The sequence below is a fragment of the Terriglobia bacterium genome, assembly GCA_020073085.1.
Classification (GTDB): domain Bacteria; phylum Acidobacteriota; class Terriglobia; order JAIQFV01; family JAIQFV01; genus JAIQFV01.
Genome location: JAIQFV010000004.1, coordinates 1 through 14,310, shown reverse-complemented (window position 1 = coordinate 14,310; position 14,310 = coordinate 1). Strand labels below are relative to the sequence as shown.

The following is a 14,310-nucleotide window of genomic DNA, read 5'->3' as shown; positions in this document are numbered from 1 at the left end:
TCGAAGTAGGGGCGTACGGCTGTACGCCCCTACCGGAGATCATTTGAACTTTTAAGGAGTCCCTCATGAGAGCTTTTGAATACTTTGCGCCACAACAAATTGCGGATGTCATTCATACCTTGAGCAAGGCTGGAGGGAATGCTCAGGTATGCGCCGGCGGCACCGACATCCTCGGACGATTAAAGGACGGGGTGGACACACCGGACATGCTGGTTTGCCTGAAGACGTTGCCGGAAATGCGTTATGTCCGAGAGACCGCCGATGGCGTCCGGATCGGGGCGCTGACAACACTCTCGACGATTGAGGAGGACCCGATCATTCGGAAGTCATTCCCGTTGCTCGTCGAGGCCCTCTATGTCACCGCCGCGCCGCAGATCCGCAACCAGGCCACGCTGGGCGGTTCGATCTGCCAGCGTCCTCGATGCTGGTATCTGCGCGGACCCTTTGATTGCCTGAGAAAGGGAGGGGCGAAATGTTTTGCGGTGGACGGCGAAAATAAGTATCACGCCATCCTGGGCGGCCATTTGTGTTACATCGTGCACCCTTCAGACAGCGCGACCGCGCTGATGGCTTTGAATGCTTCGGCGAAAGTTCAGGGCTCCAAGGGTGAAAAGACTGTTCCTTTGGAAAAATTCTTCGTCGGTCCTGAGGTCAACATCATGAAGGAGAACATCCTCGAAGACGACGAGATTCTCACCGAGGTCTTTGTCCCTGCGCCACCGGCAGGCGCCCGCGGCGCGTTCAGCAAATCCCGCGAGCGGCAGTCGTATGACTTCGCCCTGGCTTCGGCGGCGGTTCAATGCACGATGAAGAACGGCGTGTGTGCCGACGCGCGCATCGTGCTGGGCGGGGTTGCTCCAATTCCCTGGCGCGCTCTCGAAGCCGAAGAGGAATTGCGAGGAAAGAAGCTGGATCCGAAAACTATTGAGCGAGCCGCTGCAGCCGCGGTGCGGAAGGCCAAGCCCATGGCCCAAAACGCCTACAAGGTGGATCTGACACGGCAATTACTGGCCAAATCGCTCTCCCAAATAATGGCGTAGAACCTTTGGAGTGCGGAACCACAGTTCCGCTTTGTGCATCCTCCCTCTATACGAAGCTTTGTAATAACTTCTGGCTTTCACATAGCAGCGTTTTAAGCGGCGCACTCCACATGCTCGAGTTTCTTCCTCCTCGTCGCCTATGACCTCCAAAGGAGTTTCCATTTCTTACTTCCGCCCTTTCCGGGGTGTTGCCCAAACAATTTCTTGAAAAAGCTACTTGCTGCAGGGTTGGCCAAATGACAGGCCCGTAAGGGCCGGCATACCTTTAGCCCAGGGTGGAGCGCTCCCGGTCCAAGGGAGCGCGAAACCCTGGGTCAGTCCGTTCCGTCTTGAATGAGCCCCGCTAGCGAGGCGGCAGAAGAGAAGCAGATGTTGGATTGAGCAGCCGTACGTGTGGGTCAGCGCGTCATCGTTGTAGGTGGAGCAGAAACAGGTCGCTTCGTCATCAAAAAACAGGAGAGGTTTTTCGAGTCTGGCAGTTTTCTGCGCCTCCCAAAGGCAGCCGGGACAACGGATCGTTCAGCAGTCCACCAGCTCAGGCATGTGCCACTTTTTTGGAATGGCGCCTGACGGAGTTCAAATTTCCAGGTTGTGCTGTCCAACTCGCTGTCGTTTATGAGTGTATTCGACAAGGATGAATTCTGGTTTCTGAGCCCGAGGCCAATGGTCCACACGCACCATCCAGACCTCCACTAGGTCACCGACCGAATCCGGGTCGATCATCCTCACCTCGTGCTTGCCTTTCTGAATCGCAACCACCGTGCCATCTGTCGAGGAACTCTCGTCGTTGGCAGACGCTCCGGTGCCTAACATAAACAAGAAAACAAGAATGACAATCGCAGTTGCATATTTCATTCTGGCTTCACCAGAGGTAGCAAATTCACTTTCGTCACATCTCGCCGTAGAGTAAAGACTCCACCTCCTGCCTGAATTCTCCTCCACACTTAGGACGGCCACCAATTTCAGAGTCCCTAGGACTATCCCTAATTTTTATGATAGTTTATGCGCAGAATGGGGCGGCAATCAAGCAGAACGAAGCATTGTGTGCTCACCAAAGGTTAAGGAGGCCTCATGAAGAAATATCTGGCTGAGTTCATTGGAACGTTCACGCTTGTTTTTTTCGGATGTGGAACTGCCGTGGTGGCTGGTAAAAATGTTGGATTCCTGGGGATTGCGTTTGCATTCGGCTTCGCCCTGATCGCCATGGCCTATGGAATCGGACCGATCTCCGGGTGCCACATCAATCCGGCCGTCAGCCTCGGTGTCTTTACCGCCGGACGCATGGACGGCAAAGACCTGGTTGGTTACATCGTCGGCCAGATTCTCGGGGCCCTTGCGGCGGCCGGAGTGCTGGCGACGATCGCGAATGGCCTTCTTGCCGGATACAGTGTTACTGGGAGCGGCCTGGGGCAGAACGGCTGGGGCGAAGGGTACCTGGGAGGATACAGTCTGACCGCGGCGATTGTTTTTGAGTTTGTCGCCACCCTGCTTTTTCTCATTGTGATCCTGGGTTCAACCCAAACGGGCGCGCCGACTCAAATGGCAGGTCTTGCCATCGGTATCACGCTGGTGGTGATCCATATCCTCGGGATCAATATTACCGGTGTATCCGTCAACCCGGCCCGCAGCCTGGGACCCGCCGTGTGGGTGGGGGGACGAGCCCTTTCGCAGGTGTGGATGTTCCTCCTGGTTCCCAGCCTGGCAGGCATCGTCGGAGGAGTGCTCTACCGGTCCGGGGTCTTGGCTGCTTTCCCCTCAGGCAGTGGAGCGAAGTAGTCCCTTTGAAGTGGCGGTTGCAGTGCCCAGGAACGGTCGATCAATAGAATTATTAGCCCGAGGAGGGAATCATTATGCATCTCTTATGGTGGATTATTGTCGGTTTAGTTGCTGGGTGGGCCACAGGCAAGATCATGAAAGGTTCCGGCTACGGGGCTCTGATGGACATCGTCATCGGCATCGTCGGAGCGATCGTCGGGGGCTTCATCATGCGCTTCCTGGGATTCGCCGGTCAGGGTGGGTTGATTTACACTATCCTCGTCGCCATCCTGGGTGCGGTGATCCTCACGGCCGTTATTCGACATCTTAAAAAGTGATCATGACCCAAACCAGATTTTAAGAATGTTCGTATCTGGCCCGAAAATCGTGTTAAGGATCTCGCGATTGATAGCACCCCGATGAATCGGGGTGCTTTCAAAGGAAAGAGGGGGGGGAGTTGCCCTCATTCCCTCTCTAAATCCCACGCCGCAACGTCAACACCTTGAACCGCGTGCCCATCATCTCGGGCAGGGTCAAATTCAAAATCTGGCGGCGCGCATTACGGGCCTCCTCCTGAGGAAGGTGGAGTGCTCCCTCGCGATCCTCAACGACTTTCAGTATCTCATTTTCGAGCAAGAACTCGGCTTGCGTGGAGAGTTCAGGTTCTTCAAAGCCATGTCCAACGGCGGCCTTGAGGAGCAAGGAAAAATTCACATCCGCTGTGAGGTCCTGTTCGCCGACGTGTTCGTAATATCGATTGCTGACCCGGTGTTGATAAAAGGCCCGCACCGTCCCCTGTGACGGGGGGTAGCTATACAACTTCCCAGCCTTATCTCCATAATCGATGATGACGACTCGTCCTCGCTCCATCCTTTCCGACAAAGAACCAATCCAGTCCGCTGCATCGATGGAAATCTCCGCCTGTTGACCCACCGGCCAGGGGCTATCCCAGCTTTCTTCAAATTCCACTTCCACCTCGTGAATCAAGGCGTCGACGCGCGGAGACGAGATCATCCCTAACTTCTCAACAAAACCTCCTTCTCTCAAATCAACGAAAATCTCTCGATACCCGTCGTCAGTCAGAACCACGCGGTGGAAGGGCAAGGCGTCGGCAAACTCGTTGGCCAGTACCACGCCTGAGAACGGTTCCAGTTCATCGGCAGTACACCAGCGGACACGCTTTTGAAGATCCGGATTCTGATCAAAGAGCCGGGTCTGAGCGCGGCGTAACGCAGGGCTTTGTTCTACGATGACATATTGCACTCGCTCAAAGAGCGACGGGCTCAGATGCTGAAAATATTCGAGAACATCTTTTGCCAGAAACCCCTCGCCTGCACCGAACTCGACGATAAGCAAGGGCTTCCGGGGACGCTTCGACCCACGCGGTCCCCCCGCCGCAGAGTTTTCCCCCGCTGCGAGAAGCTTTTCAATCGCCCGGCCGATGGTCCAACCGAAGAGCGGGCCAACGTGGGAACTGGTATAGAAGTCACCCGCCTTGCCGAGTCGGGTGTGGGAACGATTGTAATAACCTAGTTCCGGATGATAGAGCGCCAGTTCCATAAAATCCCGAAAACTAATGGGGCCGGCCTCCTGGATCTGTTCAGCGATCAGGCGGGCGAGGGGGGTGTTCAGGGATTTTTGTGGGAGGGGAAGGTCAGAAGTCATGGAAAAAGGTTTCAGGTGATAGGGAATAGGTGGTAGGGGAGTGAAGTCAGAAGTCGGAAATCAGATGTCAGAAAAAAAACAAGCGCATATCTGAATTTGAAAATAAGATGCGCTACAAGGGAAAAGGCCCAGTAAGGATTGGATACCTTATCTGACCTCCGACTTCCGACCTCTGACTTCTCTTCTCTACTAGCTACCACCTATTACCTATGACCTATCACCTCCCCCTATGCTTTCGGTGCATAATAGCCCGGCCGGTATCGCAGGTCGACCTTCAAGGTCTTGCCGTGTTGATCCACCACCTTGAGCGGGCCGCCATCGGGCGCGACCAGGTCCACCTTGACCTTATGAAATTTCCCGTCGCGTGCCGGATTGGAGGGGGCATAGCCGATGGAGTACTGGCTGCGCAGGTTTGCCATGATATCCTGCAGAATGCCCGGCCATTCCCCTTCGAAGCGGGGGAAATAGGCCTTCCCGCCAGTGTCCCGTGCAAACGTGGTCAGTTGATTGTCGGCCTGCAGAAAATTGAGCCGGTTGATGGGACCCATCCGGTCGTCATTCATGATGCGTTGTGAGGCTCCGAAACTGACTGGGTAAATGCTGACATCGGTGTTCTGGACTCTCTTCAGAATCTTGTCGTAGGTCAATTTACTGAAGGTGTCGAGGCCGGTCGTAAACAGGACGACCGACTTCTTGCCGTCAACCTCATCCAACCGGCCGAGCGTGTCGGAAAGGGCGTCAAAGAGATTCGCCTCACTCCACGCGGGGACCTGCATGCGGCGCAAGGCGTCGTAGAGATTGCGCTTTTCCTGCGTAAAGTCCGCCAGAATCTCAGGCTTGATATCGTAGGCCACCACCGCGATCCAGTCTTCCGGGCGCAATCCCTGGAACAGCATGTTCGCCAGTTGGCGGGCATCCGAGGTGAGGGTGTAATAGCCGAAGTCGCACATGCTGTACATCAGGGGGCACGTCGCGCGGCTGAATTCCATCATGAGCACGGTTGTCAGCGGGGCCTCCGTGGGCTGGAAGTTCTGAATCTTCTGTTCGACCTTGTCTTCGTACACGCGGAAGTTTTTCTCCGTCAGCCCGGGGATGGGCGTCCCGTGCCCGTCGGTCGCAACAATGTCCAGCCGCACAAGCTCCACGTTCACGGTGATCCGGGCCACGTCGCCGGCCTTCTCGCTGATCTTCTCCTTCGGCTTCTCCTCCTCGGCCTTCTTCTTCTTTTTGGGTCCCTTGATGGGGGCTTCGCCGGCAGGCTGCTGGGGCCCCTCCGGGCGCTCCCCTTCCGGCTTGGGTTTTTCCTGGCCCTGTGGATCGGACGAGGGAGGATTGGCGGGAGGAGGATTCTGCGGGGAAGCGGCCGGTCCCGAATTGGATGCCGACGATCCGGACGAGTATTCCACGCCGAGCGCAAGGCAGAGCAGGAATATCCCCAGAATGGAAATCCAGATTTTTCTCACATGGCGAGTCATTTGATTCTTCTAACCTCAATTTTCAAGTTCGATTTATTAGACCTCAATAAATCAAATTTCGTTGTATGTGGTTGAATTTAAATTCAAACCTGATTGTAGGTTGTCCGCAGGATGAAGTCAAACGAACAATGACGCGCATTCGAAGGTTGCCAGTTGTCAGTTGCCAGAGGATCGAAACAGAAGCCGGAACCAAAGGTCGGAAGTCAGAAGTCGAAGGTCAGAAGTCGTAAGAGAAAGTTGACAGTTCTCAGTGCCAGAGGAAATAAACGGAAGCCAGAGGCCGGAATTCTCCTGTAGGGGCGCACAGAGGTGCGCCCCCGGATGAAGTCGGAGGCCGGACGTCAGAAGTCGGAAGTCCGATGTCAGAATTCTGAGGCCGGAAGGCAGACATCAGAAGTGGACGAAAAGTGAGAACCCTATTTGATGTTCAATTTGGGGTTCTTGACTTTGAACCTTGAACTTTGAACTGTTTTTTAGACTTTGGACCTTGGACTTGGGACCGTGGAATTTCAACTTGGAACTTTGAACTTTTTAGAGAAGTTACAGCCCGGCGCCTTCTCCGAGGAGGAAGGATGGCGCCGGGCTCTTTCTCACCTCGACTAGACAGGGCAGGAGAGAAAAGACACGGAGGGGAAGCTGGATGCTTGAAAACTGGGCTTCCCGTTTAGAACCGGAGCGGCCGAAAAAGCACTCCTGCGGCTCCGTCATAAGTCTGTGCCTCGCCCGGCAGGAGGATTCTTTAAGAAGATATGAGTACGAGGGGATCCGCCAGGGTGAATGGGATCCCCTCAACCCCCGGGACAGGTTAACCGGACGACCCCCCCATTAGTCGACGAGTCACCCACCCCAAGCTTTTTCCTGCTCAAGCGAACTTAAATAAACTCTTCACTCACGATCGGGGATGCTGGGGGAATACCCGTCGTCTTTTTTGATGGTACCCAAATGACGACGGAGCGAGTCAAAACAAAATCAATGGACAACCGACAAAAGTTGGACTAGAATTTAAGAAGAATCAGGCAGTCCCAAAAGAATCATTCGACATTTCCATGGGATACACCAAAGAGCACGCCAAGTCGGGAATTGATACCAAGCTGCCGAAGATCGACGTGTGGCCCAATCAATTTCCCCGTTATGAAATCACCATTGTGAATACCGAATATACCTCCGTGTGCCCCAAGACCGGCCTGCCTGATTTCGGAACGATTACGATCCACTATTTGCCGAACCAGCACTGCGTCGAACTGAAGTCCCTGCGACAGTACTTCCTGGCGTATCGAAATCTCGGAATCTTTTACGAGAACGCCGTCAACAAGATCCTGAAGGATTTTGTTGCCGCGTGCCGGCCGCGATGGGCCCGCGTCAAGGGCGAATTCACCAGTCGTGGCGGCATGCACAGCATTGTTGAAGCCCGCTTCCCCCGTCACTGAGCGCTATAAGAGAACGGCGTGATTGGTCCCCTGGAGTTCTTACTTTCAGGGTGTCCATGATCTCCGCGGTCGACAATATCGTTTGCCTGTACCGGCCCGACCCGGCTCCGGAGGTCCTGAAGTGTCATCGCTTGATCGACCTTAAAGACTCCTTCTTGAGCCGCTCTGGAACCTGATTGGATCTGAAAAGTTGCGTGAGCCAATCTTCTTCTGGGGGTCGTACGCTGATACTGTCGACATTATTTCATGAAATCAGCGAACAGGGTGAAGTGATCTCATTTTGTCAAGATCTTGACAAGGCTTCTGAGCACTCCCCGGGAAAGGGATTCCATGCGCTCTCACGATGCCGGCTATCAGCTTAAAAAAATCCGCGAGAAATTGGGACTGACGCAGGAGGCCATCCAGGCGGCAAGCCTCGAGATCGCGCGGATTGAAGGAAACCCTCAATACGCCATCCGCCACAGTCATCTCTCGGTCATTGAGAATGCCAATTCAGTGCCCAACATCTACAAACTTTTTTCACTGTGCGCCATTTACCGACTCGACCTCGCAGACGTGCTCGAGTGGTACGGACTGGAGCACGAGATGACGGCGAAGTTTCGCAAACTGGCGCGGGTGAACAAAACACACCGCCTTACGTTGAACCATGCCCTATCGCGAAACGGCAAGACCCGGCCGGTCCCGGCCCAGTTGGATCCTGGGTTCGATCCCCGAACCACCAGTTTTCTAAGCCGGATGGTGAAGACCTGGAAGGAGGTGCCGGTCGGGCTCCTCACACAACTGGACTTGAAGAGGCACGCCTATTTTTCGCTCGGGCTGGACGACTTCATGATGTTTCCGATGATCAAGCCGGGAAGCCTCGTCCAGGTGGATGTCAAGCGAAACACGATTTCACGGGAAGGGTGGAGGAGTGAATTTGACCGGCCCGTTTACCTGCTCGAACTCCGTGATCGCTATGCCTGCTGCTGGTGCAGTCTCGTGAAAGACCGGCTGCATCTTGTCCCGCATCCGCTCTCTCCCTGCAAGCCGGAAACCGTGCCCTATCCGCAGGGCGTCGACGTGGTGGGGCAAGTTGTCGGGGTCACGATGCGGTTATCGAAGAATGAGAGGAAAAGATAAGAATTGTGAAAAGAATCAACCGCAAAGAACGTTGAGAAGGCGCAATGAGCGCAACGTTAGAGCCATTGCTACAACCTTAAGTGTCTTGGCGTCCTTTGCGCCTACCTGGCGTTCTTTGCGGTTGATTCTTCGCTTTTCGAATTATCCTGGCGGCCACATCATGGGACGGCCGCCCAGCAGATGCAGGTGCACGTGGAAGACGGATTGGCCGGCATTGCGGCCGGTGTTGATGACCACGCGGTAGCCGGTTTGATCGAGGCCACGTTCCCGGGCCAAGCCCGCCGCCACCCGGTTCAAGTGACCGATGACCGGCTCATCCTCTGCCGTCAACGCGTTGAGCGATTCAATGTGTTTGCGCGGAATCACGACGAGATGCGTGGGGGCACGCGGCCGGATGTCCTCAAACGCCACCGTCGAATCATCTTCGTGGACAAACTTGGCCGGCGCTTCACGCCGAGCAATCCTGCAAAAAAGGCAGTTCACGGTGGAGTTGCTCATGTCCAAAGTGTACACGGAGTGGTCATCTCAAGCTACGGCACAGATCCCAAGACACCTCGTTCGGGTCCGACAAGGAGCCTATGTTTCGCCGACCAGAAGTTTCCAAAGCGAAGAGACCTTAGCTGCTTTGAGGGGGCTTATCAGCCCCTGCCGGTGAATGGGCACGTTCTGAAAGAAATTTGATCTGGGCCTGCAACGTTAACCACTTGTCCGTGATTCGACGAAATTCCCAATTCATCTTCCATACAAAAATGACAAGCCACAGGCAGGCTGGAAAAAGGCACCACCAGTGCCGGAGGCTTGGAACAAAGGTGGCGCTAACCACAACGTACAGTGAGGTTGTTTCCAAATTGAAATACAACCCCTCTCTCATTTTGTATTCAAAATCCTGGTTTTCCTGTTGGAGAACAACCTGATGGTAATGTTCATACCATCGCTCCCAAGCGGTGTCGTCTATATCCGCGTTGATGCGCTCGCGTTCGAGCTCAGCGCGCTTTGCAGGCCGTTCATCTTCGGGCAGGAGATCGATCACACCAGTCCGTTGTTTGAAGCTATATTCGGAAATCACGCCGCTGTCGCTCGGCGCGTGCGGTCCGAGGTGATCTTTCAAAACTGCCCGCCACCGGGGATCCTGCCAGGGAGGGATGCCGCGGGAACGCGCTGATCCGTACCCTCGCCCGATTAAGAAGCTGCCGAACACGCTCCAGATGAATCCCAGAAAGAGGTTTAGGAATGCAGTGAGGCTGTTTCCGATAATGAACGCCACAATGAAAACGAGGAGGAGTTTTGTGTTGTATCCCAGGGATCCGAGGGTGAAGAACCATCTGAGTGTCCCCGGAGTGGCTGCTTCGTAAATCAAGAGGGCCACGAAGCCCGGAATGATTCCAGCGACAAAATGGAAAAGTTTATCCAGCGGGTAACTTTCTAAATTCATAATGCAAGCAGCCCAGGACTCTTATGTGGGAGGCAGGATACCACCGAAAGGCTTTTATAGCTAAGAGGGTTCCCGGCGTCAGCGGTCACACGTTTCACCGTCCGCAATTTGACTTGTTTTACTCGTACCGCAGGGCGTCGATGGGATCCAGTTGCGCGGCTTTCCAGGCGGGATAAAAACCGAAGACGATGCCGACGGTGGCGGACACCGTGAAGGCCAGTATGACTGACAAGACCGAGATCGTGGTCGGCCACTGAAGGAAGTTTGTGATCAGCGAAGAAGCGAGGGTCCCCAGGCCGATCCCAACCAAACCGCCAAACAAGGACAGGGTGCTGGCTTCAAGCAGGAACTGACGCAGGAGATCCCGGGATTTCGCGCCGACCGCCATGCGGATGCCAATCTCGCGCGTCCGTTCGGTGACGGAGACGAGCATGATGTTCATGACACCGATCCCCCCGACAAGCAGGGACACGGAAGCGATCACCAGAAGCAGGTAGGTCATCACCTGGTTCGACTCGTTGCGCATCTTGGCCATGTCAGAAAGGGTTCGAATAAAAAAGTCGGCGTCCTGGCCCGGCTGGATGCCATGCCGCTGGCGCAATAAAGAATCAATTTGCTCTTGCGCGAGCGGGATGGCCTCCGTGGTTGAGGCCGAGGCGATAATGAAGTGCAGATAGGTGATGCCCAGCAGTTTCTTTTGAAGGGTGGTGTAAGGAATAACGACTGTGTCGTCCTGATCGTGTCCCATGGCGTCCTGGCCCTTGGAGATCAGGGTCCCCACCACCTTGAACGGCTGGCCCTTAATGCGGATCATTTGCCCGATGGGATCCTGGTTTCCAAAGAGATTCTCGCCGACGGTCTTGCCGATCACGGCAACGCGCGCCACCGAAGCCACGTCCTGTTCCGAGAAGAAAGCGCCCGATTCGACCGGCCAGTTGCGGATCGTGGGAAAGAGCTGGTTGTGCCCCGTAATTCCGGTCGACCAGTTTTGCCCCCCCGCCACCACCTGGGACTGGGTCCGCATGCCCGGAGTGACCTCCGAGACCGCCGTGCACTCGCGCTCGATGGCCTTCGCATCGTCATCCACCATCGTGGTGATGGATCCCATGCCCCAGTGAATCCCGCCCGCCGTCTGCGTCCCGGGACTGATGAAAATCAGGTTGGTGCCGGCCTGCGCGATCTGGTCGTCGATCATCTTCTTCGCGCCGCTTCCGATGGCGAACACGCCAATGACCGCCCCCACCCCGATGATGATGCCCAGCATCGTCAACACGGAGCGCAGCTTGTGGCGCTTTAACGCCATCACCGCCACTTTAATAATCGCCAGGAAACTCATTTTATCCCCGAGAACCGACGCCTTTGAGGTATGAAAACTTTTCTTTCAACGAGAGCCGCAAGCCACGCACACTTCACCTCTTTTGACCCTCGCTCAAGAATGAAATGACGAAGATCCGGCCCTCCTCGTTACAGATTGCGAGACGGTTTCTCGAGGCAGGATTGAAGGGCGCGCCAACACTCATCATTTTTGAAATTCATGCAACCCGACTCGCTCCCTCTGCTTCTTATCTGCATCGTTGATTGAGACGATGCGGAATTCAATTCAAAGTGAACCAGCGGGTATCAAAATGGAACAGTTACTCCTTCTCATCAAGTCGAATAACCAGGCACTGAGGATTCTCCTCCTGGAACTTGCGCGCAAGCTCGCCGTGTTTCGCAAGTGAGGATTTGGCTCTTCCCCCTCGACACGACAAAACAATACAGCACAAACCACACGAAGTGGGGCTGGTTTTGAATCCGTCCCGACGGATTGGTCCTCAGTCCGCGCCCCGATTCATCAGCGGTGAGAATACACGCCCCGTGGCCTGACGGGACGGAATTTATGTCCTCAGGGGAGCCTTGGATCTTTGCCAAGAAACTGAATGCGCGGAATCCGACTGTTTGGAGCGAGGACTCGCGTCGCCAGGCGAATCAGCGTAGGCAACTTCTCCTCTTCATTCTTAATCTGCCGGGCACGCTCCACCGCCCCGTCAAAATCAACGTTCGAGTAGTCGGCCACAGCCATCGAATAGCGCTGTGAGAGTTGCTCGATCTTCTCCTCGTTCGCCGTCTGCTCCTTTTCTGTGGCGGCCGGTTGTTTGAGCTCTTCCAGGGTCTGATCGAAGTTTTCGAACGAAGTGAGGTAATACCGTTTGGCCAGCTCGCGATCGATCCGGACAGCACCTTCGCCGAGCATCGCAAAGAGAACGGCACGGTCCTCCTTCACCTTCACTTTTTCTGCAAGCGAGGCAGCCTCGCTGAGCACGCTGCGTGCTTTCTCCTTGTCGCTCGCGGCAAAACCACCGGCGATGGCTGCCAGAGCCCAGGCCCTATTTCTGTCCTCGGTGATGTATTTCGAGACATCCTGGGCCTTGGCCGGATTCGACTGGGCAAGGCTTAAGGCAGTGGAAATGCTGAACCGGTCGCGCTGCGCCTCCGGCATTTTATCGAGATCGGCTTTTTCCAACATCTTCTCCTGCTGCCTCTGCCCGGAACTTGTGGGGTCGACCTCTGGATTCATCCGGGCGGCGCTGAACATGCCGCCTGTTTCCTTGTCCCTCTTTTCAACGTACGGTTGAACCTCCTTTTCGAGCGCTGCGGCACGTTGGGGATCCAGCATCCGCAAGGTAGGCAGCAGCAAGGATTTTGTCAGTGCGCCAAAATCAGGGCTGGGTTGACCTGGTCGTGCCGGATGTTTTTCAGTCTCCTTCTTAACCGCTTCTTCCATCTGAGGGATCTTTTGAAGCGTGGTGTCAACGGCCTGCAACGCAAGGTTGCGATTCAAGTCAGCAAAGGCTCGAATCACCGTTGGGAACGCCAGCACCTCGCTGACTGTCGGCGGCGAGGCGGCAAAGTGCCGCAAGAGTTCACTGAAGAGAAGTTCGGCCTTGTCGGGCGCCTCCTTTTTCAATCGGCCTGCCAGGGGAAGAATGGCACTATAAGGGAATTCATTATCCTTCAGGGTCGGCAGAATCAGGATCATTGCCTTGGAAAGGTCTTTGTCCGCCAGTTTCATGACGACCTGCTGGATGGCTCGCGCACGATAGTTGTTTCCTCCACCCCGCCGGAAGACCGACATGGATTCGTCGGTATAAAGGGGCGGATCGACGCGGTTGGCCAATTCCATGGCCGCTTCGGGATCGATGTCCGCCAACCCCACAGCAAGGTAGCTCTGAATTTGAGCGCGAACCTCTATCCTGCCGTTCTTCTGCTCTTCCTCGATTGGCATGTCTTGGGTGGCTTCAAAGGCAGTCCGGTAAATCACCGCGGCCCTCGGTTTATCGACCTGAGCCAGCGCATCTGCAATTTCAGCTAAAGCCTCCGCTCTTGCCGCCGGCTTCGCATTCAGGGCCAACTGGTAGGCTTGATCCAGAATGAGCCTCGCTTTTTCAGTGCTGGTCTTTGCCGGGGCACTTTTCTTTTCTTTCGAGGCGACCCCACTCTGCTTCATTTGATCGGGTGTTGAAGGGGCACCCGACTTTCCAACCTGCGGGGGGTTCTGGCCGGTGGGGGTTTTGGGTGAAGCGGGTGGTTGCTGTCGGGACGCCAGGGTCCCGACGCTTGCGACCAAGGCAATGCAGAAAATGATCCCCAATCGAGATCGTATCAGTTTCATATCGAAGCCTCCTCAGCTCCCGGCCGGATCAGTTCATATTTCAGCCTGAGCCCGCTCGTTCGTCCGCAAACAGTGTGGTCAGTCTACGCCTCTCCGGTGTTCGAATCAATCTGGGTTCCAAAGTTGGAGGGTATGAAAGGAGCCGGTCGAAGATTGGAATCCCGTTTTTGACAGAGATCCGCAGGGCGGGCAGAAGCGGCCTCCGGTCACGTGGCTGGAAGGGCGAGATAGAGTCAGGAATGAAAGTAGTTTCAAATTAGGCCCGGAGGGCCACTGCGCCGCGGCGCATAGCCCCACCTGTCGAAGATCCGCCGTGGCGGGAAGCTCCGTCCTGCGCCCCTTGCGGGGCGGAGCGAGGGTGGGGTAAGCAATGAGAGGAGATTTGAGAGCCCCGCTCGCGGGGTGAAAGATGCAGTGGCGGTATATGGAGCGTAAGTAGAGTCGTGAATCAGCCTCATCTTAAGAGGAGATTGAATTCATCAGAATTTATTGAATCCACGAAAAATGGAAAGATGCGAATCCAGTTTTCTGTCGGCCCTACGGGCCTTATTGCACTCATTTCACCTCTCCCCCACCCTTGCTCCACAAAGAACGTGGAGCTTCAGGTGGGGCTTCCATGAGAAGGCATTCAATGTCAAGGCCAACGTGGTGGCCTGGCGCCGATTGCTAAGGCGGCCGGCTGGGGACGCTCCGCATCCGAATCTCCTTTCGTGTTCCTTTTCTCGTCGTGGGCTGAGGCAGTCGC

Annotated in this window: 12 protein-coding genes; 5 read left to right on the top strand and 7 right to left on the bottom strand. The window is 55.3% G+C overall.

Translation table 11 applies throughout. The annotated features are described in order from the left end of the window. Nucleotides 1-65 precede the first annotated feature (65 nt). On the top strand, nt 66-1,040 hold the full coding sequence (locus LAO21_05860; protein ID MBZ5552225.1) for a xanthine dehydrogenase family protein subunit M: 975 nt from the start codon (nt 66-68) through the stop codon (nt 1,038-1,040). 576 nt (nt 1,041-1,616) lie between these two features. Here the strand turns inward: LAO21_05860 and LAO21_05855 are convergent. Continuing rightward, nucleotides 1,617-1,895: a hypothetical protein gene (locus LAO21_05855; protein MBZ5552224.1), complete on the bottom strand. Its 279-nt coding sequence runs from the start codon at nt 1,893-1,895 to the stop codon at nt 1,617-1,619. Nucleotides 1,896-2,111: 216 nt separating this feature from the next. Between LAO21_05855 and LAO21_05850 the strand changes: the two genes are divergently transcribed. Beyond that, nucleotides 2,112-2,816, top strand: coding sequence for an aquaporin (locus LAO21_05850; protein ID MBZ5552223.1), 705 nt, complete (start codon nt 2,112-2,114; stop codon nt 2,814-2,816). A 74-nt stretch (nt 2,817-2,890) separates the two neighbouring features. Then, nucleotides 2,891-3,133 (top strand): GlsB/YeaQ/YmgE family stress response membrane protein, encoded by a 243-nt coding sequence (locus tag LAO21_05845; GenBank protein MBZ5552222.1) that lies wholly within the window; start codon nt 2,891-2,893, stop codon nt 3,131-3,133. Between the two features lie 136 nt (nt 3,134-3,269). On the opposite strand, the gene LAO21_05840 is transcribed toward LAO21_05845, so the two are convergent. Both LAO21_05840 and LAO21_05835 read right to left on the bottom strand, forming a co-directional pair. Next, on the bottom strand, nt 3,270-4,460 hold the full coding sequence (locus tag LAO21_05840; protein ID MBZ5552221.1) for an SAM-dependent methyltransferase: 1,191 nt from the start codon (nt 4,458-4,460) through the stop codon (nt 3,270-3,272). 227 nt (nt 4,461-4,687) lie between these two features. Next, nucleotides 4,688-5,935, bottom strand: a complete 1,248-nt coding sequence (locus LAO21_05835) for a VWA domain-containing protein (GenBank protein MBZ5552220.1) — start codon at nt 5,933-5,935, stop codon at nt 4,688-4,690. A 1,046-nt stretch (nt 5,936-6,981) separates the two neighbouring features. On the opposite strand from LAO21_05835, the gene queF reads away from it, so the two are divergent. Then, nucleotides 6,982-7,362, top strand: coding sequence for a preQ(1) synthase (gene queF, locus LAO21_05830; GenBank protein ID MBZ5552219.1), 381 nt, complete (start codon nt 6,982-6,984; stop codon nt 7,360-7,362). Nucleotides 7,363-7,692: 330 nt separating this feature from the next. Further along, nucleotides 7,693-8,481, top strand: coding sequence for a helix-turn-helix domain-containing protein (locus LAO21_05825; GenBank protein MBZ5552218.1), 789 nt, complete (start codon nt 7,693-7,695; stop codon nt 8,479-8,481). Between the two features lie 141 nt (nt 8,482-8,622). Here the strand turns inward: LAO21_05825 and LAO21_05820 are convergent, their stop codons facing one another. The 4 genes from LAO21_05820 to LAO21_05805 form a co-directional block, all read right to left on the bottom strand. Then, on the bottom strand, nt 8,623-8,979 hold the full coding sequence (locus LAO21_05820) for a histidine triad nucleotide-binding protein (GenBank protein MBZ5552217.1): 357 nt from the start codon (nt 8,977-8,979) through the stop codon (nt 8,623-8,625). A 118-nt stretch (nt 8,980-9,097) separates the two neighbouring features. Continuing rightward, nucleotides 9,098-9,913 carry a hypothetical protein gene (locus LAO21_05815; protein MBZ5552216.1) on the bottom strand — a complete coding sequence of 272 codons (816 nt, stop codon included), beginning with the start codon at nt 9,911-9,913 and terminating at the stop codon, nt 9,098-9,100. Between the two features lie 118 nt (nt 9,914-10,031). Continuing rightward, complete coding sequence (locus tag LAO21_05810; GenBank protein MBZ5552215.1) at nt 10,032-11,249, bottom strand: ABC transporter permease; 1,218 nt, start codon at nt 11,247-11,249, stop codon at nt 10,032-10,034. 549 nt (nt 11,250-11,798) lie between these two features. After that, complete coding sequence (locus tag LAO21_05805) at nt 11,799-13,565, bottom strand: hypothetical protein (GenBank protein ID MBZ5552214.1); 1,767 nt, start codon at nt 13,563-13,565, stop codon at nt 11,799-11,801. Nucleotides 13,566-14,310 lie beyond the last annotated feature (745 nt).